The sequence below is a fragment of the Carnobacterium divergens genome (assembly GCF_900258435.1).
Classification (GTDB): Bacteria; Bacillota; Bacilli; order Lactobacillales; family Carnobacteriaceae; genus Carnobacterium; species Carnobacterium divergens_A.
In genome coordinates this window covers 2,069,973-2,095,371 of sequence record NZ_LT992558.1, presented here as the reverse complement: position 1 = coordinate 2,095,371, position 25,399 = coordinate 2,069,973, and the positions used below count along the sequence as shown (strand labels likewise).

18 protein-coding genes are annotated in these 25,399 nt (G+C 36.8%); all 18 read left to right on the top strand.

Features of this window, described 5'->3' with window-relative positions:
- Window positions 1–121: 121 nt before the first annotated feature.
- Window positions 122–2,467: an FtsK/SpoIIIE family DNA translocase gene (locus CDIMF43_RS10495; RefSeq protein ID WP_109841938.1), complete on the top strand. Its 2,346-nt coding sequence runs from the start codon at window positions 122–124 to the stop codon at window positions 2,465–2,467.
- Window positions 2,468–2,727: 260 nt separating this feature from the next.
- Window positions 2,728–3,771, top strand: coding sequence for a BMP family lipoprotein (locus CDIMF43_RS10490; protein WP_074403265.1), 1,044 nt, complete (start codon window positions 2,728–2,730; stop codon window positions 3,769–3,771).
- A 237-nt stretch (window positions 3,772–4,008) separates the two neighbouring features.
- The gene (locus tag CDIMF43_RS10485; RefSeq protein WP_074403408.1) at window positions 4,009–5,571 is read left to right on the top strand and encodes an ABC transporter ATP-binding protein; all 1,563 of its coding nucleotides are present in this window, start codon (window positions 4,009–4,011) and stop codon (window positions 5,569–5,571) included.
- Window positions 5,561–6,628, top strand: a complete 1,068-nt coding sequence (locus tag CDIMF43_RS10480) for an ABC transporter permease (protein WP_109841936.1) — start codon at window positions 5,561–5,563, stop codon at window positions 6,626–6,628. The genes CDIMF43_RS10485 and CDIMF43_RS10480 overlap by 11 nt, the downstream gene beginning before the upstream one ends.
- A gap of 1 nt (window position 6,629) precedes the next feature.
- Window positions 6,630–7,589: an ABC transporter permease gene (locus tag CDIMF43_RS10475; protein ID WP_034568908.1), complete on the top strand. Its 960-nt coding sequence runs from the start codon at window positions 6,630–6,632 to the stop codon at window positions 7,587–7,589.
- A 144-nt stretch (window positions 7,590–7,733) separates the two neighbouring features.
- The gene (gene yfmF, locus CDIMF43_RS10470; RefSeq protein ID WP_109841935.1) at window positions 7,734–8,996 is read left to right on the top strand and encodes an EF-P 5-aminopentanol modification-associated protein YfmF; all 1,263 of its coding nucleotides are present in this window, start codon (window positions 7,734–7,736) and stop codon (window positions 8,994–8,996) included.
- Window positions 8,996–10,297, top strand: a complete 1,302-nt coding sequence (gene yfmH, locus CDIMF43_RS10465) for an EF-P 5-aminopentanol modification-associated protein YfmH (protein ID WP_109841934.1) — start codon at window positions 8,996–8,998, stop codon at window positions 10,295–10,297. Before yfmF ends, yfmH begins: the two co-directional genes overlap by 1 nt.
- A complete protein-coding gene (gene ymfI, locus CDIMF43_RS10460; RefSeq protein WP_109841933.1) occupies window positions 10,294–11,019 on the top strand; it encodes an elongation factor P 5-aminopentanone reductase in 726 nt (241 codons plus the stop codon). The genes yfmH and ymfI overlap by 4 nt, the downstream gene beginning before the upstream one ends.
- Window positions 11,020–11,117: 98 nt before the next feature.
- Window positions 11,118–11,987 (top strand): helix-turn-helix domain-containing protein, encoded by an 870-nt coding sequence (locus CDIMF43_RS10455; protein ID WP_109841932.1) that lies wholly within the window; start codon window positions 11,118–11,120, stop codon window positions 11,985–11,987.
- 80 nt (window positions 11,988–12,067) lie between these two features.
- Window positions 12,068–14,137, top strand: a complete 2,070-nt coding sequence (locus CDIMF43_RS10450; RefSeq protein ID WP_074403254.1) for a Na+/H+ antiporter — start codon at window positions 12,068–12,070, stop codon at window positions 14,135–14,137.
- 106 nt (window positions 14,138–14,243) lie between these two features.
- Window positions 14,244–14,822 (top strand): CDP-diacylglycerol--glycerol-3-phosphate 3-phosphatidyltransferase, encoded by a 579-nt coding sequence (pgsA, locus tag CDIMF43_RS10445; protein WP_074403252.1) that lies wholly within the window; start codon window positions 14,244–14,246, stop codon window positions 14,820–14,822.
- A gap of 143 nt (window positions 14,823–14,965) precedes the next feature.
- Window positions 14,966–16,228: a competence/damage-inducible protein A gene (locus tag CDIMF43_RS10440; RefSeq protein ID WP_109841931.1), complete on the top strand. Its 1,263-nt coding sequence runs from the start codon at window positions 14,966–14,968 to the stop codon at window positions 16,226–16,228.
- A 182-nt stretch (window positions 16,229–16,410) separates the two neighbouring features.
- A complete protein-coding gene (gene recA, locus CDIMF43_RS10435) occupies window positions 16,411–17,505 on the top strand; it encodes a recombinase RecA (RefSeq protein ID WP_074403248.1) in 1,095 nt (364 codons plus the stop codon).
- A 341-nt stretch (window positions 17,506–17,846) separates the two neighbouring features.
- Window positions 17,847–19,406 (top strand): ribonuclease Y, encoded by a 1,560-nt coding sequence (gene rny, locus CDIMF43_RS10430; RefSeq protein WP_074403246.1) that lies wholly within the window; start codon window positions 17,847–17,849, stop codon window positions 19,404–19,406.
- 129 nt (window positions 19,407–19,535) lie between these two features.
- Complete coding sequence (locus tag CDIMF43_RS10425; RefSeq protein WP_074403244.1) at window positions 19,536–20,342, top strand: TIGR00282 family metallophosphoesterase; 807 nt, start codon at window positions 19,536–19,538, stop codon at window positions 20,340–20,342.
- Window positions 20,342–20,734 carry a YlbF family regulator gene (locus tag CDIMF43_RS10420; RefSeq protein ID WP_074403242.1) on the top strand — a complete coding sequence of 131 codons (393 nt, stop codon included), beginning with the start codon at window positions 20,342–20,344 and terminating at the stop codon, window positions 20,732–20,734. The genes CDIMF43_RS10425 and CDIMF43_RS10420 overlap by 1 nt, the downstream gene beginning before the upstream one ends.
- Before the next feature lie 29 nt (window positions 20,735–20,763).
- Window positions 20,764–23,382 (top strand): DNA mismatch repair protein MutS, encoded by a 2,619-nt coding sequence (mutS, locus tag CDIMF43_RS10415; protein ID WP_109841930.1) that lies wholly within the window; start codon window positions 20,764–20,766, stop codon window positions 23,380–23,382.
- A gap of 30 nt (window positions 23,383–23,412) precedes the next feature.
- Window positions 23,413–25,398, top strand: a complete 1,986-nt coding sequence (gene mutL / locus CDIMF43_RS10410; RefSeq protein ID WP_109841929.1) for a DNA mismatch repair endonuclease MutL — start codon at window positions 23,413–23,415, stop codon at window positions 25,396–25,398.
- The last annotated feature ends 1 nt before the right edge of the window (window position 25,399 follow it).

The window sequence follows — 25,399 nt, the reverse complement described above, 5'->3', positions numbered from 1 at the left end:
TCTACTAAGAGTTTTTTTTGTTAAAAAGGCAATAGAAATTGATTTTTTTAAGAGGAGAGAGAACATTTGTCCGCTTTTTTGTGTATAATAAAGAAGAATATGATTGAAAGGAGTATGAAGAGTGGCACAAAAAAAGAAGACGAAAAAAAAAACACCCTCAAAAAAACAACAAAAACGGAATCTTTCCATTGAAATTATTGGTCTTTTATTTATCTGTTCCGCTATTTTCGCGGCAAGCAAATTAGGCTTTGTTGGTATCTTAATTGCGAACTTATTCCGCTTTTTTGTAGGCAATACCTATTTGGTTAGTGTGGTTGCTTTTGGTTTATATGGTCTGTATTTAGTTTTAAAAGGCAAAGAACCTGCCTATAAAAGCAAGAAAATGATTGGCTTTAGTATCATGTATCTTAGTTTACTTGTGATTCTTCATGCGAGGTTATTTAGTCCAATTATGGGGACGAATGTCAAAGTGATTCCTGCAACATTGCGTTTTTTTATGACGGATATGGGAAACAATCAAATTAAAGAGTCTCTTGGTGGGGGGATGATAGGCGCATTGCTTTACAGTGGAAGCCATTTTCTATTTTCACAAGGAGGAACCTATTTTATTGCAAGTATCTTAATGATTGCTGGTTTTTTTATTTTCTTTAATTTATCATTTAAAACAGTGCTGTTAAAAGGAAGAGATGTGCTGCGACAAAAAGGACCTATTTTACAGCAAAAATGGCAGACTTATCGTGAGCAACGTACTGCAGAAAAGCAGGAGAAAAATTCAAAAAAAGCAACAAAGGATGACTCACAGCAACAGTCTAAGAATCGAGTTCAACCTCTATCCCCTGGAAAAGCACTTGCAGCAGCAGAAAAAGAGGCCGCAGTGGGGGAAGCTAAGCAGTTGGAATTAAAAATTGATAGCTATCAACAAAAGTTAAAACCTGCGTCAACGGACCTGCCAGAGCCGCCAAAAGAAGCTGAAGAGCCGACGGGTGATTTAAATTTTGAAATCAAAGCAGAACCAGAAAATCGAGATTATCAATTACCGCCTACAACTTTGTTAAACGCAATTGAAGCGTTGGATCAGTCGAATGAATACGCCTTGATTCAAGAAAATGTAACCAAATTAGAAGCGACGTTTAAAAGTTTTGGTGTAGATGCTAAGGTAACAAAAGCGAATTTGGGACCGGCAGTTACAAAATATGAGGTGCAACCAGCGATTGGTGTTAAAGTTAGTAAAATCGTTAGTTTAAGTGATGATATTGCGTTAGCACTAGCTGCAAAAGACATTCGCATTGAAGCTCCTATTCCAGGGAAAGCTTTTATTGGAATTGAAGTGCCCAACAGTGAAGTAAGTATTGTTGCTTTTAGAGATATTATCGAAGCGCAACCCCTACATCCTGAAAATTTATTGGAAGTACCTTTAGGTCGAGATATTACAGGATCTGTCGCCACTGCTGATTTAGCTAAAATGCCCCATTTATTGGTGGCAGGTTCCACAGGAAGTGGGAAATCGGTTTGTATCAATGGAATCATTACGAGTATTTTGATGCGTGCAAAACCTCATGAAGTTAAATTGATGATGATTGATCCAAAAATGGTTGAATTAAATGTCTATAATGGGATTCCTCATTTGTTAACACCGGTTGTAACAAATCCTAAAAAAGCCGCACAAGCATTGCAAAAAGTGGTGATGGAAATGGAACGACGCTATGAATTATTTGCAGCTAGTGGCATGCGAAACATTACCGGTTACAATAAAATGGTTGCCACTAAAAATGCGGAAAAGGATGAAAATTATCCGTTTCTACCTTATATTGTTGTGATTGTGGATGAATTAGCTGATTTAATGATGGTGGCGAGTAATGAAGTGGAAGACGCGATTATTCGCTTAGCACAAATGGCACGAGCTGCGGGTATCCATATGATTCTTGCGACTCAAAGACCAAGTGTAGACGTTATTACAGGGATTATTAAAGCCAATGTTCCTTCAAGAATTGCCTTTGCAGTTTCAAGTGGCATCGACTCAAGAACCATTATTGATAGTAGCGGAGCTGAAAAGTTGCTTGGTCGCGGGGATATGCTCTTTTTACCAATGGGTGAAAATAAGCCCGTTCGCGTACAAGGTGCGTTTATATCAGATGAAGAAGTTGAGCGGATTGTCGAATTTATTACTGATCAGCAAGGTGCTAACTACCAAGAAGAAATGATGCCAACTGAAATCCAAGAAACCGTTAGCAACGAAGTACAAGACGATTTGTATGATGAGGCCGTCCAAATGGTCTTGGAAATGCAAACAGCAAGTATTTCCTTATTGCAACGCCGTTTTAGAATTGGGTACAATCGAGCAGCCAGATTGGTAGATGAAATGGAAATGCGAGGAATTGTTGGCCCATCGGAAGGCAGTAAGCCTCGAAAAGTGAATATTACTCATTTGCCAAGTCAATCAGACCATGAAAATAATAATGAGATTTAAAAGAAGACTAAATGTCTTCTTTTTTTATTTAGTAACGTTCGGTTATGAAGGGTTTTCATAAAAAAACGATCAATAAAAGCGATATAATTTTTATAATTAAATGAAAATAAGATTAAATTCTTAATGTTTTTTATGTAAATCGCTTTCATTAATCGGTAAAACGTTTCAATTTTGTTTAAAAGGTGGTAGAATAGTTTTGAGTAATGATTCGTTAACTTAACGTTTCGTTTTCAATTAAATTTTTTTGGAGGGGTTTTAAATTGAAAAAACGTAATCTTGTGGGTCTACTAGCAATCGGTTTAGGCGTTAGTTTGACATTAGCAGCTTGTGGCGGCGGAGCAAAGGATTCAGGTAAAAGCGGTTCTGCTAAAGGTCATACAGTTGCAATGGTAACAGACGTTGGAGGGGTAGATGATAAATCGTTTAACCAGTCAGCATGGGAAGGTTTGCAAGCTTGGGGCAAAGAACATGACTTGAAAAAAGGGAAAGATGGTTTTAACTATCTACAATCTAACTCTGACTCAGATTTCGTAACAAATTTAAACAGTGCCGTTAAATCACAATTTAACACTGTATTCGGAATTGGATATAAAATTGCTCCAGCTTTAGAAGATGTAGCAAAACAAAATCCAAAAACAAACTTTGCGATTATTGATTCTGTTGTCAAAGGTGACAATGTTGTATCAGTTATCTTTAAAGATCACGAAGCAGCCTTTTTAGCAGGTGTTGCAGCAGCAAAAACAACTGAAACTAAAAAATTAGGTTTTGTTGGTGGTCAAGAAGGCGAAGTTATTGGTCGTTTTGAAGCAGGATTTATTGCAGGTGTTAAAGCAGTTGATCCAGATATTGATGTAAAAGTTGAATACGCTGGTTCATTTGGTGACTCTGCTAAAGGAAAACAATTAGCAGCAGCAATGTACAACAGTGGAATTGATATTATTTATCAAGCAGCCGGTGACACAGGTAATGGTGTCTTCTCAGAAGCTAAAGATATCATGAAAGCTGACTCTAAGAAAAAAGTATGGGTAATCGGTGTTGACCGTGACCAAACTGAAGAAGGTAAATACGAAGGCGGAAACTTAACGCTTGCTTCAACGCTTAAAGGTGTTAAAACAGCTGTAGTAGATATTTCAAATGATGCAATGAAAGATAAATTCCCAGGTGGAGAAACATTGACTTACGGCTTGAAAGAAGACGGTGTTGATTTATCTAAAGGACAATTAACAGATGACGTTCAAAAAGCAGTAAATGATTACAAACAACAAATCATTGATGGCAAAATTGAAGTTCCAGAAAAACCTTAATCAATTTAATTGACAGATATAGTGGCCGGATGATGTTTGTCCGGCTATTTTTGTGAGAAGTAATCGAGTGAAAATAGAAACGAGCACTTATAATAGGACTTATTAAACAAAGATAATTTAAAAAAAATAAATTTTAGGTAGCGGTTTCTTTTTAAATAAAGTATACTATACGAGAAAAACAACAAACATAAAAAAAGGAGTGAACCAACCTTGACAGGGACAGATTATGTAATTGAGATGTCTGGTATTACAAAGCAATTTGGAGAGTTCAAAGCAAATGACGATATCAACCTTAAGTTGAAAAAAGGTGAGATTCACGCGCTACTTGGTGAAAACGGTGCAGGAAAGTCAACCCTGATGAACATTCTATCAGGACTATTAGAACCAACATCTGGTGAAATTAAAATCAATGGTGAAGCTGTTAAAATTAGTTCCCCTAGTGTCGCAAATAAATTGGGAATTGGAATGGTTCACCAACACTTTATGTTAGTGAAAAAATTTACAGTAACAGAAAATATTATTTTAGGCAGTGAACCAAACCGCTTAGGATTTTTAGATAAGTTAGCCGCAAAAAAAATGATCAATGAATTGTCTGGAAAATATGGGCTATCTGTTAATCCAACAGCTGTTGTAGAAGATATTTCAGTTGGAATGGAACAAAGAGTCGAAATTATTAAAACGCTTTACCGAGGAGCAGACATTCTAATTTTTGACGAACCAACAGCAGTATTGACGCCACAAGAAATTGACGAATTGATTGAGATTATGCGTGAATTAGTTAAAGAAGGAAAATCAATTATTTTAATTACTCATAAATTAGATGAAATCAAACAAGTAGCAGATCGTTGTACGGTTATCCGCCGTGGTCAGAGTATCGATACCGTTGACGTGAAAAAAACAAGTCAACAAGAATTAGCGGATATGATGGTTGGACGCTCAGTTTCATTTAAAACAAAGAAAATAAAAGCGGCACCACAAGAAGTGGTTTTAGAAATAAAAGATTTAGTTGTGAAAGAATCTCGAGGCTTAGAGGCAGTTAAAGGCTTAAGCTTAGACGTTCGTGCAGGAGAAGTCGTTGGGATTGCCGGAATTGATGGCAATGGTCAAAGTGAACTGATTCAAGCAATCACAGGATTAACTAAAGTAGAATCAGGAAGTATCACCCTTGAAGGAAAAGCTGTTCAAAATTTACCTCCTCGAAAAATTACAGAGACGGGTTTAGGTCATATTCCAGAAGATCGCCATAAATATGGCTTGATTTTACCAATGAGCCTAGAGGAAAATATTGCTTTACAAACCTATTACCAAAAACCTTTAAGCAATCATGGTTTCTTAAATCACCGTGCAATCAATCAATATGCTACAAAATTGATTGAAGAGTTTGATGTAAGAACACCAAATGAATTTGTACCAGCAAGTGCGTTATCAGGTGGAAATCAACAAAAAGCGATTATTGCTCGTGAGTTAGAGCGTAATCCTTCACTATTAATTGCTGCCCAACCAACGCGTGGACTTGACGTTGGAGCGATTGAATACATCCACAAACGTTTAATTGAACAACGTGATAAAAAGAAAGCCGTTTTATTAATGAGTTTTGAACTTGATGAAATTTTAAATGTGTCAGATCGCATTGCGGTTATGTATGAGGGGAACATCGTAGCTATTGTTGACCCTGAAACAACAACTAGAGAAGAGTTGGGATTACTGATGGCGGGTTCGTCATTAGAAAAAGCTCAAGCTGCTTTAGCCGCTGAAAATAATGAAAGATCTGTTGGAGAGGAGAATCATTTTGAATCATAGAAGCGAACGTCTTAAGAATTTTTTAGTTCCAGTGCTTTCAGTAGTGCTAGGGTTGATTCTAGGAGCCATCATTATGTTGGCTTTTGGCTATGATCCCCTATTAGGATATAGTTCATTGATTGATGGTGCGATTGGAAGTCCCTTTTATGTAGGGGAAACATTAAGACAAGCCACACCATTAATTTTAACGGCTTTAGGTTTTGCGGTTGCAAATACAGCTGGCTTCTTTAATATCGGGGTTGCTGGTCAAGCGCTATTTGGTTGGGTAGGATCTGTTACCATCGCATTGATGTTTCCTGATTTACCAAAAATGATTTTAATTCCATTCTGTTTAATTGTGGGAGCGTTATGTGGCGCGGTTTGGGCAGGAATTGCCGGCGTATTACGTGCTTACTTTAATACAAGTGAAGTTATTGTTACAATCATGTTAAACTACACAGCTTTGTATATCTCAAATCATATGGTTCGAAATGTGTTAACAAAAGCCGATGATGCAACACCAAGAATTTCAGAAAATGCTAGTTTACGCTCAGATTTTTTAGCATCGATTACAGAAAACTCAACGTTACATTACGGTTTACTGATTGCAATCTTAATGTGTGTGGTTGTTTGGATTATGATGCACAAAACAACATTAGGTTATGAATTACGTTCAGTTGGATTAAATCCATACGCTTCTGAATACGCTGGTATGAGTACCAAACGCAATATTATTTTAGCAATGGTCATTTCAGGCGCGCTAGCTGGTTTAGGTGGCACGATGGAAGGTCTTGGAAACTTTGAAAATCTATTTGTGATGGGAAGTATGCCAAGTATTGGTTTTGATGGAATGGCAGTTGCCTTACTAGGCGCTGGAAATCCATTTGGAATTCTTGTTTCAGGATTATTATTTGGGGGACTTAAAATTGGTGGCGTAAGTATGCCGCTTTCAAGTGATGTTCCATCAGAAGTAGTAGACATTGTGATTGCCTCAATTATTTTCTTCGTTGGAGCAAATTATTTAATTCGTTACATTATGAACCGAGTGGTTAAAGTAAATAAAGGAGGGGTGAATTAAGATGGATATCGTTTCAACATTATCAATCGTTGTTTCATCAGCATTAATTTATGCAGCTCCACTTATATTTACAGCCTTAGGTGGTACTTTTTCAGAACGTGGCGGAATCGTTAACGTTGGACTAGAAGGAATCATGGTGATGGGGGCTTTTTCATCAATCGTGTTTAACCTTTCATTTGCAGAACAATTTGGCGATGCAACACCGTGGCTTGGGTTACTTGTTGGTGGCGGAATTGGGATTCTTTTTTCACTAATTCATGCAGTTGCAACCGTTAATTTAAGAGCGAATCATATTGTTTCAGGTACGGTTATCAACATGTTAGCCCCTGCGTTGGCTGTCTTTTTAACACGTGTCTTATTTGATGGACGTGGTCAAACGGATATTATTCAATTTAACTTTGGGAAAAGCAGTATCCCGCTATTGAAAGACATTCCAGTCATTGGGAAGATTTTCTTTACAAATACCTCGGCAATGGCATTTGTAGCGATTATTGTAGCGATTTTATCGTGGATCTTACTTTACAAGACAAGATTTGGTTTACGTTTACGTTCTGTTGGGGAGCATCCTCAAGCAGCAGACACTTTAGGAATTAATGTTTACGTGATGCGCTATGCAGGCGTGATGATTTCTGGATTGTTAGGCGGAATTGGCGGAGCTATCGCTGCTCAATCTATTTCACTAAACTTCTCTCATTCAACGATTGCAGGACAAGGATTTATCGCGCTAGCAGCGATGATTTTCGGAAAATGGAATCCACTTGGAGCTATGGGAGCAGCAATATTCTTTGGATTTGCGCAAAGCTTAAGCGTAATTGGAAGTTACATTCCATTAATCAAAGATGTTCCACCTGTGGTACTTCAAACAGCACCTTATATTCTAACGATTATTGTTTTAGTAGGTGTGATTGGGAAATCAGAAGCTCCAGCAGCAGATGGCGAAACATACATTAAATCGAAATAAAAGCAAAAACACTCTAAGCCATTGTTTAGAGTGTTTTTTTCTTGTTAAGATTTTCTTTGAATGGTGGCATTATGATTGTATTCTTGCCGCAATTCACTTATCATAGATAGATGAAGTTCAGTTCCAATGAGGAGGAAATAAAGAATGTCGATTCAATTACAAGAAGGCGTGAATATTCATGTCTTACCTACTAAAAAATACAAAACGATCCGCATCGTTTTAAAATTTAGAACGCCTTTAGACAAAAAAAATATTACTAAACGAGCTCTATTATCAAGTTTACTTGAAACCAATAGTAAAAAATACGATTCCCAAACCAAGTTAAGAAGTGAATTGGCGAATCTTTATGGTGCAAGTTTTGGCTTATCTGTAACTAAAAAAGGCACCATGCATATGTTAACGGTAGGGATGACCATTGTAAATGAAAAATACCTTTCAGCTAATGAAAATGTCTTACAAGAAGGCATTGATTTCCTAAAAGAAATTTTGTTTCATCCGAATGCAACAGATGGGAAATTTGATGAGGAAACCTTTAATCGTGAAAAAGAAAATATAGCCGATTATTACGAATCAATTTTTGATGACAAACAAGCGTATGCAAGTTTATCTTTACAACGTCTGTATTTTGAAGATGAAAACCAAAAAACACCAAGTATTGGAACTTTAGAAGATTTAAACGACATTACAGCCGCTTCTTTATATGAATATTATCAAGAGTTATTAGCGGAAGATTGCGTTGATATTTATGTCTTAGGAGATGTTGAGGAAAGCGAAATGACAGAAGCATTCCGAGCATTCCCATTTAAAGCACGTCAAGTACCAAGCGAGTCCATTTTTTACACAGCTGCTACGCACAATAAATTAATTGAAGAAATTGAGCAACAAGAAGTAACGCAAGCTAAGTTTAATTTAGCCTATGAAACGAATGTCTTTTATCAGGATAAGAACTATTTTGCAGCGCAGATTTTTAATGGGTTATTTGGCGGATTTCCTCATTCTAAATTATTTATGAATGTCCGTGAAAAGGAAAGCTTGGCTTATTATGCGTCTAGTACTCTTGATACCTTCAGAGGTATGATGACCGTTCAAACGGGAATCGACAGCACAAAAGTTGAACAGGTAAGAGAAATCATTCAACTGCAATTAATTGAAATGCAAAATGGGAATTTCTCAGATGAAGCAATCGATCAAACCAAAGAAATGCTAAAAAACCAAGTTTTACAATCGGAAGACAATCCTGGAGCGGTGATGGAAAAAATGTATACCCATCAATTAGTTGGATCGACGTTAACAATCGCAGAATTTGAGCAAAAAATTAATGAAGTCACAAAAGAAGAGATCATTAAAATTGCCAATCAGGTTTATTTAAAAGCAACATTCTTCTTAACAGGGGAGGAAAATAAGTAATGGAAAAAAAACATTATGCACAATTAGATGAAACACTTTACACCGAAACCTTAGATAATGGATTGAAAGTAACGCTATTACCTAAAAATGATTTCCACAAAACCTATAGCTTGTTCACAACTAACTACGGGTCAATCGACAACAGTTTTATTCCGCTAGGAAAGACTGAAAAAGTAACAGTACCGGATGGGATTGCTCATTTCTTAGAACATAAAATGTTTGAAAAAGAAGAGGGAGATATATTTCACGTTTTCGGAAAATATGGAGCTTCTGCAAATGCATTTACCAGTTTTACTAGAACAAGTTATCTGTTTTCAAGTACCAATTATGTTTTAGAAAATGTGGCGACGCTTCTCGACTTTGTTCAAGAACCGTATTTCACAAAAGAGACCGTTGATAAGGAAAAAGGCATTATCGCACAAGAAATTCAAATGTATGATGATGAACCAGATTGGCGCCTATTCTTTGGAATTGTAGGAAATATGTATCCGCATCATCCAATCCATATCGACATTGCAGGAACCGTAGAAAGCATCATGGACATTACAGCAGAAGATTTGTATGAGAGCTACCATACTTTTTATCACCCTAGCAATATGAATTTATTAGTAGTTGGGAAAATGGATCCAGCCGAGATGATGGACTGGATTCGTCAAAATCAAGCTAAAAAAGAGTTTGCACCAAAACAAGAAATCCAACGCTTTTTCCCTACTGAAAAAGTGAGTGATATCAAAGCATTCGATTCAATTGAAATGCCTGTTAATCGTGCAAAAAGTATTGTTGGTGTTAAAGGAATCGAGCCAGCTCCAACAGGAAGAGAAGCATTAATTTTTAAAACCACAATGAATTTACTATTGACCTTACTATTTGGTCCAACGTCAAACAATTACTTGCGATTGTATGATGAAGGCATCGTTGACGATAGCTTTTCCTATGAATTTAACCTTGATCGTACGTTCCATTTTATTGATATTGGTGGCGATGCAAAAGATCCATCGGCTTTAAGCGATGCAGTTAAAAAGATTCTAGAAACAGCCCCTCATAGTCCAGAGTTAACAGCAGAAAATTTGACGATGATTAAAAAAAGAATGGTAGGCAAAAGCTTACAATCTTTAAATTCAATTGAATATATTGCGAACCAATACAGTCAAGAATCATATGGAGAAGCGAGCTTATTTGATTTAGTCCCAGTCATTGAAAGCATCACACTTTCTCAAGTCAAAGAGTTGGCAACGCAATTTATGGTACCCGAAAGAATGAGTGTCTTTCATATTTTGCCAAAAGAGGCAAAAGAGTCATGAAATTTGCATTGGTAATGGGGGCTAGTGGAGATATCGGCAAAGCCATTGCAGCAGATTTAGCATCTGACGGATGGTCCCTTTATTTACATGGCTTTAAAGATCATCTTAGCTTAGATGAGCAATTAGAGAGGTATCAAAATCAATTTCCAAAACAAGATTTTTTTAAATTAACCTTAGATATGACAGATGAAAAAGGCGTTGCCACTTTTTTAGAGGCTCTTTTTCAAGTAGATGCAGTTATTTTTTCAAGTGGCTTTACAAGCTATCAATTGCTGACAGAAGTATCGGCGGTAGAGATGGAAAAAATGTGGCAAGTTCATCTTAAAACGCCACTCCTTCTCTTGCAAAAATTGCAACCTAAACTAGCGAAATCGACATTAGGTAGAATTGTTTTTATCAGTTCGGTTTATGGCGAAGTTGGAAGTGCAATGGAAGTTTTGTATTCTACACTAAAAGGGGCTCAATTAGCATTTGTAAAAGCCTACAGTAAGGAAGTTGCAAGTCTTGGCATCACAGTCAACGCCATAGCTCCAGGTGCGATTCAAACGAAAATGAATAGCGAGTTTAGTGAAACAGAAGTGACCGAATTGGTTCAAGAAATTCCAGTTGGTCGTTTAGGACAGCCAAATGAAATTAGCTTTTGGGCAAAACAGCTTCTAAAAAAAGAGAGCCGTTACATGACAGGCCAAACTTTAACCATCAGTGGAGGTTGGTTAAAGTAAAGAAAAAATTAATATTCTGACTCCATTATTTATGTTATAATATGTAAGATATGAGAATTTTAGTTCTCTAAAAAAGAGATCTGGTAGGTGAAAATATAATGAATGAAATTGGCATGAAATTGCAAGAAGCTAGAAAAGCAAAAGGGTATACGCTTGACGATTTACAACAAATGACTAAAATTCAAAAACGTTATTTGATTGCGATTGAAGAGGGAAATTTTGATGTGATGCCTGGAAAATTCTATGCTCGCGCATTTATTAAGCAATATGCTGATACCGTTGGTTTAAATGGCGATCAATTGCTAGAAGAGTATACAGAAGACGTTCCGCAAACACATGATGAAGAATATGTTGAGAAAGTTTCAACGAGTCAGACTCGTTCTGAAAATCATGTTGCAAATATCTGGTTGGAAAAAATTCAATCGATTTTACCAACAATCATTATTGTCGCAATTGTGTTAGCAATTACGGGTGCGATTTGGTTTGCTGCAACGAAGAGTGGCAACAAAGAAAAAGAACCGATGATTTCAAAAGATTCAGAGAGTGTTTCAATTACTAGTTCAGCTGAAGAATCAAGCAGTAGCAAAAAAGAAAGTAGTTCTGAAGCCGAATCTTCAAAAGAACCAGAAAAGCCAAAACAAGAAGTAGCGATTGCTTCTTCAACTGGAAGCAATACAACCTATACTGTTAAAAATGCAACGGAACCTGGTTCATTAGTTCTTACAGCACAAGGTGGGGCAAGTTGGGTCGGTGTTACAATTGCTGGCGTTCAAGTTGATCAAAAAACCATGCAAAGTGGTGAAAACTTAGAAGTCCCAATTCCAGCAGGTACAACTGCAGTCACAATCGTAGTAGGAAATGCAAAAGCAACAAAAATTACGTTGAATGGAACGGATATTCCTTACGCTCCAGAAGCTGCAAATTCAGTGACACAAAATATTCAATTACAACTAACTCCAGCTTCATAATAGAGTAGTTCGATAATAGTGTCATCTATCTAATAGATGGCGCTATTTTTTTTGAGAATAAAAATAATAGGAGGAGTTTGATGGACAGTTTAGTTTTATTTATTTTAATGGTTGCCGGTGTCCTCTTATCCGCAGTTGTTAGCAAATACATTCCTAAAATCCCATTGGCACTTATTCAAATTTTAATTGGGTTGCTGATAGCAGTTGTACCAGTTGAACAGACTACGATTCATTTTGAACCGGAATTATTTATGATTGGCATTATCGCACCACTAGTTTTTTATGAGGGACAAAACATTTCACGCAAAGAATTATGGAAGTTGAGAGGGCCGATTTTACTTTTAGCCTTTGGGTTAGTTCTACTTTTAGTAGTGGCAGGAGGCTTTTTGATTCATTGGTTGATACCTGCTTTGCCGCTACCTGTTTCATTTGCGTTATCGGCAATTGTTTCACCAACGGATACAGTAGCGTTAAAATCAATTGTAAAAAATATTAAGTTACCAGATAACATTATGGCAGTTTTAGAAGGCGAGTCTTTGATTAATGATGCTGCGGGTCTAGTATCTTTTAAAGTTGCTTTAGGGGTCGTAATGACGGGTTATTTTTCAGTAAAAGAAGCCAGCTTTGAATTTTTAATTGCGGCTTTTGGTGGTATTCTTTTTGGAGGAATCGCCGGTTTTCTTTTTGTTAAGTTACGATTGCAATTACGAAATATGAGGTTGGAACAAACGGAGTTATTGGTACTGATTCAATTGATTACCCCCTTTACCATCTTTATTGCTGCAGAGCATTTTGAATTTTCAGGCGTACTAGCAATGGTAGCAGCAGGAATCGTTCATGGTGTTGAGCATGACCATCTGCAAGCAACAACGACAAAACTTCAGATGGTTTCAAGTAATGTTTGGGGGACGGTAGTCTATTTTCTAAATAGCCTAGTATTTTTATTATTAGGAGCTACATTGCCTTCAGTTATTACTAAGATTTGGACGAAAGAAAATTTTTTAGTTGGAGAGTTATTAGGATTAGCGTTAATCATTTCGTTATTTCTAATGGCCGTTCGTTTTAGTTGGGTCTATTTACTGCATGAACATTTTGTCGAACCGAATGCGATGAAATTTGAAGATTATTTCAAATCTTTTGTATTGGGTGCTGAAAAGAAACAAGTAGATCAAATCAGCCGAGGGAAATATGCGTTAATCACAACTTTAGCAGGCGTTCATGGAACCATTTCGTTAGCAACGGCTTTGTCAATTCCGTTGGTTTTAACAAATGGACAAGCCTTTCCCTTACGTAATGAATTGTTATTTATTACGGCGATGATTATTTTAATTAGTTTAGTCAGTGCGACGATTTTCTTACCGTTGATTTTACCTAAGGAAGAAGAACCTGAAATAAGGACGGATTTCTTAGATTTTAAAGCAGCATATGCACTACTTTTAAAACAAACAAGTCAACAATTAGAAGCTAAAAGGACCCCTTCAAATCAATATTACATCAATCAAACAGTTGTAGAATTGACGCGGAAATTAGCAGATACAGAAGAGGTTTCGATTCGTGAAATGGATAAAAAACAAGTGAAACAATTGCTGAATTACGCTAGTACGATTCAATCTGAAACAATTGATGATTTATACAACAATAATGTGATTTCTAAACAAGCCCATGAGTTGTTTTCAGTATTTAGAGCTTCTTCTAAACAGTTTGAAGAAAAGAACTTCATTAAGAAAATCTTTTTCCGATTGAAATTTAGTTTGCTGAGAAATCGATTAAATCATATGGAAGAAAAAGACATTAAAGAACACTTCAGTTCACGATTTAAGAACAATCAGCAAATCATGGAAGAATTTAAGTTGGCCCAAAAAATCAGTGCAGAGGCAACGATTCAAGCGCTGCAAAATCAAATGAATGCCACTAACAGAAAAGAAACACTGCGAGTTATTCAACGTTACAATCGCTTTATGAAACAAAGCCAAGATGATATAGATGAAGTGGAACAATCAAACTACTATGCTCGACTAGCCTTGCAAATGCAACGAGAAATTGTTCAAAAAATGATGGATGATAAAGTAATTGACTACCCCGTTGCCAACCAAATAGGCGAACAAATCGGATACGATGAGTTGAGTGAATTGGCTCTTGGAGATGAGTGAAATACAACTAAGGATAGAGTAGAATTTCATTGACGAATCGTAGTGAGTTGATTATGATTAAAGAGATTCAGTTCAGAATTATCAGTTAAGAGTGGAGGAAATACTATTGAATTTACCAAATAAGTTAACCGTTCTTCGTATTTTTATGATTCCTATTTTTATGGTGATTGTTTTAGCACCGTTAAACTGGGGAGAAGTATCAGTACTAGGTTCATCAATTGAAGTGACTCAATTGGTGGGTGCCATTATTTTTGCTTTAGCAAGTATAACAGATTGGTTAGATGGCAAAATTGCCCGCGCAAGAGGTTTAGTCACAAATTTTGGGAAGTTTGCGGATCCATTAGCAGATAAAATGCTTGTAGTAACGGCTTTTATCGTACTAGTTGGTCAAGGCATTGTTCCTTCTTGGGTCGTTGCAATTATCATTTGTCGTGAATTAGCAGTAACAGGTTTACGTTTATTACTAGTTGGAGACGGTGAAGTGATGGCTGCTGCTATGCCAGGGAAAATCAAAACAGCTACACAGATGGTGGCAATTATTTTATTATTCTTAAATAATTTTCCATTTGAAGGAATGGGTTTTCCATTCGCAACGATTATGTTATATGTCTGCTTGTTCTTTACAATCTATTCAGGTGTTGACTACTTCATAAAAAATAAAGACGTTTTTAAAGGATCTATGTAAGAATGAAAGAGAAGCTGGCGATTTGCTAAGCTTCTCTTTTTTTATCGAATTGTGCTAAAATAAATAAGAGAATTCATTGAATTTATCAAAAAAATGAAAAATGAAACGAATGCAGATAATATAAAATAAGAGGAGAGATGAAGATGAAAGCTGAAATTATTGCAGTAGGTACCGAACTACTATTGGGTCAAATTGTTAACACAAATGCAGCTTTCTTATCACAAGAGTTAGCAGCCTTAGGAATAAATGTTTACCATCATGTAGTGGTTGGGGATAATGCCAAGCGCTTAGAGACAGTTTTAGAACAAGCTGAAAAAAGAAACGATTTGATTATCTTAACAGGTGGCTTGGGACCCACAAAAGATGATATGACAAAACAGACAGTAGCCGCTCATCTAAAAAGGAAATTGGTAAGTGACCAAAATGCTCTTGAAAAAATTCAAGCATTCCATCAAAGAAGCAAACGCCCGATGACGGAAAACAATCGACTACAAGCACTGGTCATTGAAGGATCAACCGTACTAGCTAATAAAACGGGGTTAGCAGCAGGCATGTTCTTAAAAAAAGATAGCGTGAACTACTTATTGTTACCCGGCCCCCCCAATGAATTGAAACCGATGTTTTTAAATGAGGCTAAGCCACTATTACAAAAAGAAAACCCAACCGAATCCTTGATGGTTTCTAGAGTATTGCGCTTTTATGGCATCGGCGAATCACGACTGGTTACGGTATTAGATGACTTAATTGAAGAACAAACCAATCCAACATTAGCCCCTTATGCAGGAGATTATGAAGTGACACTTAGAATTACTGCTAACGGAGACTCTCAGGCCTGTTGTCAAATGTTATTGGACAACTTAGAAGAAAAGATCCAACTGCGCGTAGGTGAGTATTTTTATGGCTATGGAGACACGACTCGATTACCAGAAGTAGTTGTTGAATTACTAAAAACACAAGCACTCACAATTACAGCCGCTGAAAGTTTAACAGGCGGTGGCTTTCAAAGTCTGTTAGCAAGTGTGGCAGGTGCTTCAGATATCTTTAGCGGGGGTGTTGTTGCCTATCAAAATGAAATCAAAGAACAGCTACTTGGTGTTTCAGGAAAAACATTAACTGAAAAAGGTGCAGTCAGTAAAGAATGTGCAATTGAAATGGCAGAGGGGATTCGACAATTAATGAAAACCAAAATGGCCCTATCATTTACTGGCGTTGCAGGCCCAGCTATGCTTGAAAATCAACCGGTAGGAACAGTTTGGATCGCGCTGGCGCAAGAAAATCAACCAACAATAGCCGTTTGTCATCATTTTTCCAGAGATCGAAACGGAAATCGAGAACAAGCGATTTTAGCGGGATTTGATTTAATTCGAAGAGTATTGCTCTCTTTGCCAATAGAAACAGAAAGTTGAAATCGTTGATACAGATAGGTTTCTAAAGGTTAAAGAAAAATAAATATCTTTTAACCGAATGTTTGTTCGATTTTCTCTTGCTTTTTTTAGTAAGAACTATTATTATATAACTTGTAACCGTAAAATAACTGATAATGAACTAGTAAATAATATTTTTGAAGATAGATTGAGGAGGAATTTTAATGGCAGATGATCGTAAACAAGCATTGGACGCAGCATTGAAAAAAATTGAAAAGAGTTTTGGTAAGGGTTCCGTAATGAAACTAGGCGAAAAAGTTGATACTCAAATTTCAACCATCCCTAGTGGTTCATTAGCACTAGATGTGGCTTTAGGAGTAGGTGGATTTCCAAAAGGGCGTATCGTTGAAGTTTATGGACCTGAGAGTTCAGGTAAAACAACGGTAGCGTTACACGCAGTTGCTGAAGTTCAAAAACAAGGCGGAATTGCTGCCTTTATTGATGCTGAACACGCATTAGATCCCCAATATGCACAAAATCTAGGTGTAGACATTGATGAGTTGCTATTATCTCAACCAGATACAGGCGAACAAGGATTAGAAATCGCTGATGCTTTAGTATCAAGTGGTGCGGTTGATATTGTTGTAATCGATTCAGTAGCAGCATTAGTTCCTCGTGCAGAGATTGAAGGCGAGATGGGAGCGAGTCATGTTGGTTTACAAGCTCGTTTAATGTCTCAAGCCTTACGGAAACTATCAGGTTCAATTAATAAAACGAAAACAATTGCACTATTTATCAATCAAATTCGTGAAAAAGTTGGCGTAATGTTTGGGAATCCTGAAATTACACCAGGTGGTCGCGCATTAAAATTCTACGCAACAGTTCGTTTGGAAGTGCGTCGTGCAGAACAAATCAAAAATGGCACCGACGTTGTTGGGAATAGAACGAAAATTAAAGTAGTAAAAAATAAAGTTGCTCCTCCTTTTAAAGTAGCTGAAGTAGATATTATGTACGGTGAAGGAATATCTCAAGTTGGTGAGCTATTAGATATGGGGTCAGAAAAAGACATCGTTGATAAGAGTGGTGCTTGGTATTCATACGAAGGCGAACGAATTGGTCAAGGTCGTGAGAATGCGAAGAAATACTTTAAAGACAATCCTGAGTTAAGAGAAGAAATTGAGAAAAAAGTTCGTGCAGCCTATGGAATTGGTGAAGAAGTTGCAGAAAAAACTTCTGAAAAGAAAACGGCAAAAGAAACAAAAAAACAAGTTGCAGAAAAAAGTGAACTTGTTTTAGATTTACCAGAAATCGAAAAATAAATAGATGAAAGAAGTCAATTTAAAAAATAAATTGACTTCTTTTTTTTAAATAAAAAGAGAGCGCTATCAATGGAGATTTAACAGAAAAAATAGAAAACTAGAGTATAAACAATAAATTAATAACGATAACTATAATTATTTAATTTGATAGATAACTGATATTTATAAAAAGGTTCAACAAATCACACTATTTAAGTTGACATGTACCCTCTCTACAATTAAAATTAGAGGTGTGTTGTATTACACTTATAAAAGATAGGGATAAAAATTTGTTAAAAACAATATTTTTACCAAAAGAAATGATAAATGACCAATTAAATACATGATACGGAGGTGGAAGAATGTTAATTATTAGTGTAGCCTTCGCTATCGTTGCTTTAGTTGTTGGTCTAATCGCAGGATATATCGTCCGCAAGTCAACTCACGAAAAGGAACTAGCAGGAGCTAGAAACACTGCAACTGGAATTTTGGAGGAAGCAAGAAGAGAAGCAGAGACCATGAAAAAAGAAGCTTTGTTGGAGGCGAAGGATGAAAATCACAGATACCGAACTGAAATTGAAACGGAGCTAAAAGAGAGAAGAAGCGACATTCTGAAACAAGAAAATCGTTTACTACAACGTGAAGAGAACCTAGACCGCAAAGATGACGGACTAGAAAAACGAGAACGTTCCCTTGAAGCCAAAGAAGAAAAACTAAGTTCAAGACAACAGCTAATTGACGATCAAGAGAAAAAAGCAACATTACTAGTTGAGGAACAACAACTTGAATTAGAAAGAGTTGCGGCTTTATCACGAGAAGAAGCTAAAAGCATGATTATCAAAGAAACAGAAGAAGATTTATCCCATGAATTAGCTGTAATGGTTAAAGATTCTGAACAACGTGCTAAAGAAGAAGCAGATCGAAAAGCAAAAAATCTGATTTCATTAGCAATTCAACGTTGTGCAGCAGATCAAGTTTCTGAGACGACAGTTTCGGTAGTCACATTACCAAGTGATGAAATGAAAGGTCGGATTATTGGTCGTGAAGGCCGTAATATCAGAACCCTTGAAACTCTAACAGGAATTGATTTGATTATTGATGATACTCCTGAAGCTGTTATTTTAAGTGGATTTGATCCAATCAGACGCGAAATAGCAAGAATGACACTTGAAAAATTAATTCAAGATGGTCGAATTCATCCAGCTCGAATTGAAGAGATGGTTGAAAAATCAAGAAAAGAAATGGATGAGCGCATCCGAGAAATTGGGGAACAAGCAACCTTTGATGTTGGTGTTCATTCATTGCATCCAGATTTAATTAAGATTCTAGGTCGTTTACGCTTTAGAACAAGTTACGGTCAAAATGTTTTAAATCACTCGATTGAAGTAGCTAAATTAGCAGGTGTTTTAGCAGCAGAACTTGGAGAAGACGTTGCCTTAGCAAAACGGGCTGGTTTGCTTCATGATATTGGTAAAGCGTTAGATCACGAAATTGAAGGTTCTCACGTAGAAATCGGTGAAGAGATTGCGACGAAATACAAAGAAAATGCAACTGTTATCAATGCCATCGCATCTCATCATGGAGATACCGAAGCCACTTCGGTTATATCCGTATTAGTTGCAGCAGCGGATGCATTATCAGCGGCGAGACCAGGAGCGAGAAGTGAATCTCTTGAAAACTACATCCGTCGTTTAGAAAAACTTGAAGGCATTTCGAATAGTTTTGAAGGCGTTGAAAGAAGTTTCGCTATTCAAGCAGGGCGCGAAGTTCGTATTATGGTTCAACCTGAACAAATTGATGATCTTGGTGCAATCAGTTTAGCTCGTGACATTCGAAAACGAATTGAAGATGAACTTGATTATCCAGGGCACATAAAAGTAACCGTTATTCGTGAAACAAGAGCGGTTGATTACGCAAAATAAGCATCCTAAAGATGGGAAAGAGTAAATTTACTCTTTCCCATCTTTTTTTAGTAAGAAGTCCCCCCTTTTATTTAAGTTCAAATATTGGTAAAATAAAGTGATGTATAAAAAGAGAAGAGGCCATATAAAATGAAATTATTATTTGTCGGAGATGTTGTAGGATCAATGGGACGCGAAATGGTCCATGAATACCTACCTAAATTAAAAAGAGAGTACCGTCCACAAGTGACGATTTTAAATGGTGAGAATGCAGCAGCAGGACGCGGAATCACTGAAAAAATATACAAAGGCTTTTTACAAGATGGCGTGGATATCGTAACGATGGGAAATCATACTTGGGATAACCGCGAAATCTTTGAATTTATTGACGATGCCAAAAAAATGATTCGTCCAGCAAATTACCCAGAAGACACAACGCCTGGAAAAGGCATGGCCTTTATTAAAGTTAATCAATTAGAACTAGCTGTTATTAATTTACATGGTCGTGTGTTTATGGCGGATTTAGATGATCCTTTTAGAAAAATTGAAGAATTAGTAGAAGAAGCAAGAAAACGTACGCCCTTGATTTTTGTGGATTTTCATGCTGAAACGACAAGTGAAAAACAAGCGATGGGCTGGTTCTTAGATGGTCGTGTTTCGGCAGTTGTCGGCACCCACACCCATGTGCAAACCAATGACGCAAGAATCTTACCAGAAGGAACAGCCTATTTGACGGATGTAGGGATGACAGGTCCTTATGATGGTGTTTTAGGAATGACGAAAGAGCAGGTTCTTAATCGCTTTTTAACACAGATGCCAACACGCTTTGAAGTACCAAAAGAAGGCCGTAAAATTTTGTCAGCTTGTTTGATTGAATTAGACGATCTAACAGGGAAAGCTAAAAGTATTCAAAATATTGTGATTAACGAAGACCGTCCATTTGGAGGCGACTTTTAATGTTTAGAAAAGAGCCTGAATCTTTATTAGATGAAGCCACTAAAGAGACATTAGAAAAATTAACACAATTGTTGCAAGAAAATGAAACCATTCAAAATTATCAACAAATTGAAGAAAAAGCACAAAATCATGCACATTTAAATACTTTGATTGAACAAATTAAAATAAAACAAAAAGAAGCCGTAGCGTTTAATCACTACGGCAAACCTGAGGCTGAAAAAGTAGCAATCAGAGAGTCTGAACAACTAACAAGAGAATTTAATGAACACATCGTAGTGACAAGTTATCAAGATTCACTTATTGAAGCAGATGATTTATTGCAACAACTAGTTGGAACGATTCAAGACGAACTTGTAAAAGAGATTGAAGAAAAATTAACTGAATTAAGTTAAAAATAGTCGACGAAAGGAGTTGGATACACATGCCACAAAAAACCAAACACACTCCAATGATGGAGCAGTATTTAGCCATAAAATCTCAATACCCAGATGCTTTTTTATTTTATCGTTTAGGTGATTTTTACGAATTATTTTATGAGGATGCCATTAATGCATCGCAATTATTAGAAGTAACTTTAACTAGTCGTAACCGTAACGCAGATGATCCCATCCCGATGTGCGGGGTTCCATATCACGCTGCTAGAGGATACATTGATGTTTTAATTGAAAAAGGGTACAAAGTTGCCATCTGTGAGCAAGTAGAAGATCCAAAAACGGCTAAAGGAATGGTCAAAAGAGAAGTTGTTCAATTAGTGACTCCTGGAACAGCGATTGAAATGAAAAACATGGATGCAAAATCAAATAATTACTTATCAGCTCTCATTGTCGTCAACGACCATGAGTTTAACTTATCCTATGTAGATCTAAGTACGGGAGAATTAAAAGCGACTTGCTTAACGTCAAAAGAAGATTTAATCAATGAATTATCCAGTATTCAAACAAAAGAAGTTGTTTTTGAAAATTTAGATGAAGAATTGTTACAAGAAGAATTAAAAAATAAATTGGGTGTAATGATTTCAACCCAAACAACAATGGTAGAAAATGCTGAATTTTCATACTTAACCAGCGAAATTGATGAAGAAAAAACGGTAGCTGTTTTGAAGCTGTTATTATCCTATTTAAGTGTCACTCAAAAACGTAGCTTAAGTCATATTCAAAAAGCAGAAAGCTACATACCCACTCACTTCTTAAAAATGGATCACTATTCAAAACATAATTTAGAGTTAACGTCATCGATTCGAAATGGTCAGAAAAAAGGAACGTTATTGTGGTTACTAGACGAAACCAAAACAGCAATGGGAGGACGCTTATTAAAACAATGGATTGATCGTCCTTTGATTCAAGAAGCCAAAATTAAAAGCCGTCAATTGATTGTGGAAAATTTAATCAATCACTTTTTTGAACGAACCGATTTAAACGAAGCGCTGACTCGCGTTTACGATTTAGAACGTTTAGCGGGACGAGTGGCCTTTGGAAATGTGAACGGTCGTGATTTGATTCAATTAAAAACTTCTCTCCTTCAAATTCCTCAATTAATTGATATTATTGCCATTATTAACGATGGAGAGTGGGATGACCTCCTAATTGCATTAGATCCTGTAACGGAGGTAGTAGAACTAATTGAACACGCAATTGACGAAGAAGCCCCTCTAGCCATTAAAGATGGTGGGGTCATCAAAGACGGGTACCATGAAAAATTGGATCAATATCGTGATGCCATGCGAAACGGCAAAAAATGGATTGCTCAATTAGAAGCCCAAGAACGTGAAAAAACGGGCATTAAAACGTTAAAAATTGGTTATAACCGCGTATTTGGTTATTACATTGAAGTAACAAAAGCCAATTTAGCATCGTTACCAGAAGGAACATACGAGCGCAAACAAACCTTAGCAAATGCAGAACGCTTTATTACACCCGACTTAAAAGAAAAAGAAACCTTGATTTTAGAAGCTGAAGAAAAATCAGTAGCATTGGAATATGAGTTGTTTACTGCTGTTCGTGAAACCGTAAAACAATACATTGAACGCTTGCAAAAACTAGCTAAAACGGTTGCCACAATCGATGTTTTACAAAGCTTTTCGACCATCAGTGAAAAGTACCATTATATTAAACCAGTTATGAAACAGGGAACTCATGAAATCAATCTGCTAGAAGGGCGTCACCCAGTTGTTGAAAAAGTATTAGGGCAACAACGTTACGTGCCAAACAGTGTCGTGATGAATGAGCAAACAGATATTCTTTTGATTACTGGACCCAACATGTCTGGTAAAAGTACGTATATGCGTCAGTTAGCCTTAACCGTTATTATGGCTCAAATGGGTTGCTTTGTACCGGCTGAGACAGCTGAGCTGCCGATTTTTGATCAAATTTTCACTCGTATTGGAGCAGCCGATGATTTAATTTCTGGTCAAAGTACCTTTATGGTGGAAATGATGGAAGCAAATCAAGCATTACGACATGCCACCGATCGTAGTTTAATTTTATTTGATGAAATTGGTCGAGGGACTGCAACCTATGATGGAATGGCACTTGCTGAAGCTATTATTGAGTACATTCATCAGCATGTTCATGCAAAAACGCTCTTTTCAACCCATTATCATGAATTAACCGTGTTAGAAGAATCCTTACAAGGCTTAGAAAATATCCATGTAGGAGCAGTTGAAGAAGATGGTGAAGTTGTTTTCTTACACAAAATGATGGCTGGGCCAGCCGATAAAAGTTACGGAATCCATGTAGCGAAACTAGCTGGTTTGCCAGAAGATTTATTGATTCGAGCAGCAGCTATTTTAGAAAAATTAGAAAAACAAGAGCCAGTTGTTATTGATGTTGAGCAAGCACCTCAAATGGCAATTAAAACAAATAGTGAACAAGAGCCAATGTTAGATATTCTTGAAGAAGAACAAGGTCAATTATCATTGTTTGATTCATTGAACCCGAATGAAAGTGAAGTTATCAAAGCGTTACAAACTATAAACTTATTGTCTATGACGCCTCTTGAAGCAATCAATACCTTAAGTGAACTACAAGGAAAGCTAAAATAGATTCAATTTAAGTAGAAAGGGTGAGGAGAAATGGCAAAAATTGAAGAACTTTCAGAAAAACTCGCCAATCAAATTGCGGCTGGTGAAGTAATTGAGCGCCCCGCTTCGGTTGTTAAAGAACTTGTTGAAAATTCAATAGATGCAGGCAGCACCCAAATCGACATTTTAATTGAAGAAGCTGGTTTGAAAAAAATTCAAATTATTGACAATGGTGATGGCATTGAAGCAGAAGATGTGAAAAATGCCTTTAAACGCCATGCCACAAGTAAGATTCATACTCGAGACGACCTCTTTAGAATTCGCACGCTAGGTTTTCGTGGAGAAGCCTTGCCAAGTATTGCCTCTGTATCCGAAGTCATCTTAGAAACGGCGACAGGGTCTGGTGCGGGTACGTACATTTCTTTAAAAGGTGGGGATATCGAGGAAGAGCGTCCAAATCCATCAAGAAAAGGAACAAGCATTACCGTAAGCAATTTATTTTTCAATACTCCAGCTCGGTTAAAATACGTTAAAACCTTACAAACCGAACTAGCAACAATCGGAGATATCGTCAATCGCTTGGCGATGAGTCACCCAATGATTGCATTTCGTTTAGTTCATGATGGCAATCAAATGTTGCGCACTTCGGGAAAGGGGGATTTAAAACAAACCTTAGCAGGGATTTATGGCGTTGCAATTGCAAAAAAAATGCGTTTGATTGAAAATGAAGATTTAGACTTCAATGTTAAAGGATTTATTTCATTACCAGAAGTCACAAGAGCAAGCCGTAATTATATGTCCATTATGATCAATGGGCGTTACATCAAAAATTACCTGCTTAATAAGGCAATTATTGCAGGCTATCGTTCAAAATTAATGGTAGGTCGTTTTCCAATTGTTGCCTTAGATATTACGATGGACCCGCTATTAGTTGATGTGAATGTGCATCCAACAAAGCAAGAAGTTCGGATCAGTAAAGAAAAAGAACTAATGGGCTTAATTGAAGATGCAATTCATCAAGCTCTTAGTAAAGAACAATTGATTCCAGAAGCGATGGAGAACTTTAGCTTTAAAAAGCCATATGACGCGACAAAATTTAAAGCCGAACAAACAAAAATTGACTTGAATGTAGCGTCCTCAACTAAACCTGAAAATCAGCCTGCTTACCAAGTGAAAGAGCCCCTCGTGAAAGAAAAGCCAACCGATCCGTTCCAACCAATTCCATTTAAACATGAAGAGTTGGTAGAAGAAGAAGCGGCGCCTTTTGAGGATACACAGGATGATCAAGTAGCAGAAAGTTTCCTAGTTGAACCAACAGTAACAGAATCAATCCCAACTATGGATCGCCCCATCAGTGAATTAGAAGAGCTTCATGAAGAACCTTATTTAAACACGGCAACTAATTTGCTAAAAAGAGAAGCCCAACAAACTGAAAAAGCTGCTTCACACTTGCCAACGCTAGAGTATATTGGTCAAATGCATGGCACCTATCTATTTGCACAAAATGAAAATGGGTTGTATATTTTGGATCAACATGCGGCGCAAGAGCGAATCAAGTATGAGTATTTCCGTAAAAAAATTGGGGAAGTCAGTCGTGACCTGCAAGACTTACTAGTTCCAATGATGCTAGATTACCCAAATAGCGATGCCATTAAAATCAAAGAAAATCAACCAGCACTTGAAGAGATTGGAATTTTCTTAGAACCTTTTGGACAAAATAGTTTCTTACTAAGAAGTCATCCAGTTTGGTTTAATAAAGGGGAAGAAGAAGAAATCGTTAGAGAAATGATTGATTTGCTTTTAGAACAAGGAACGGTTAACGTGGCGAAGTTTAGAGAAGCAACGGCTATTATGATGAGTTGCAAAGGTTCAATTAAAGCCAATCATTATCTAAACGATCAAGAAGCTCGTGCCTTGTTAGTAGATTTAGCAAAAACAGAAAATCCTTATAATTGTCCTCATGGCCGTCCAGTCTTGATTCAATTTACTAATAAAGATATGGAAAAAATGTTTAAACGTATCCAAGACCCACATTAAG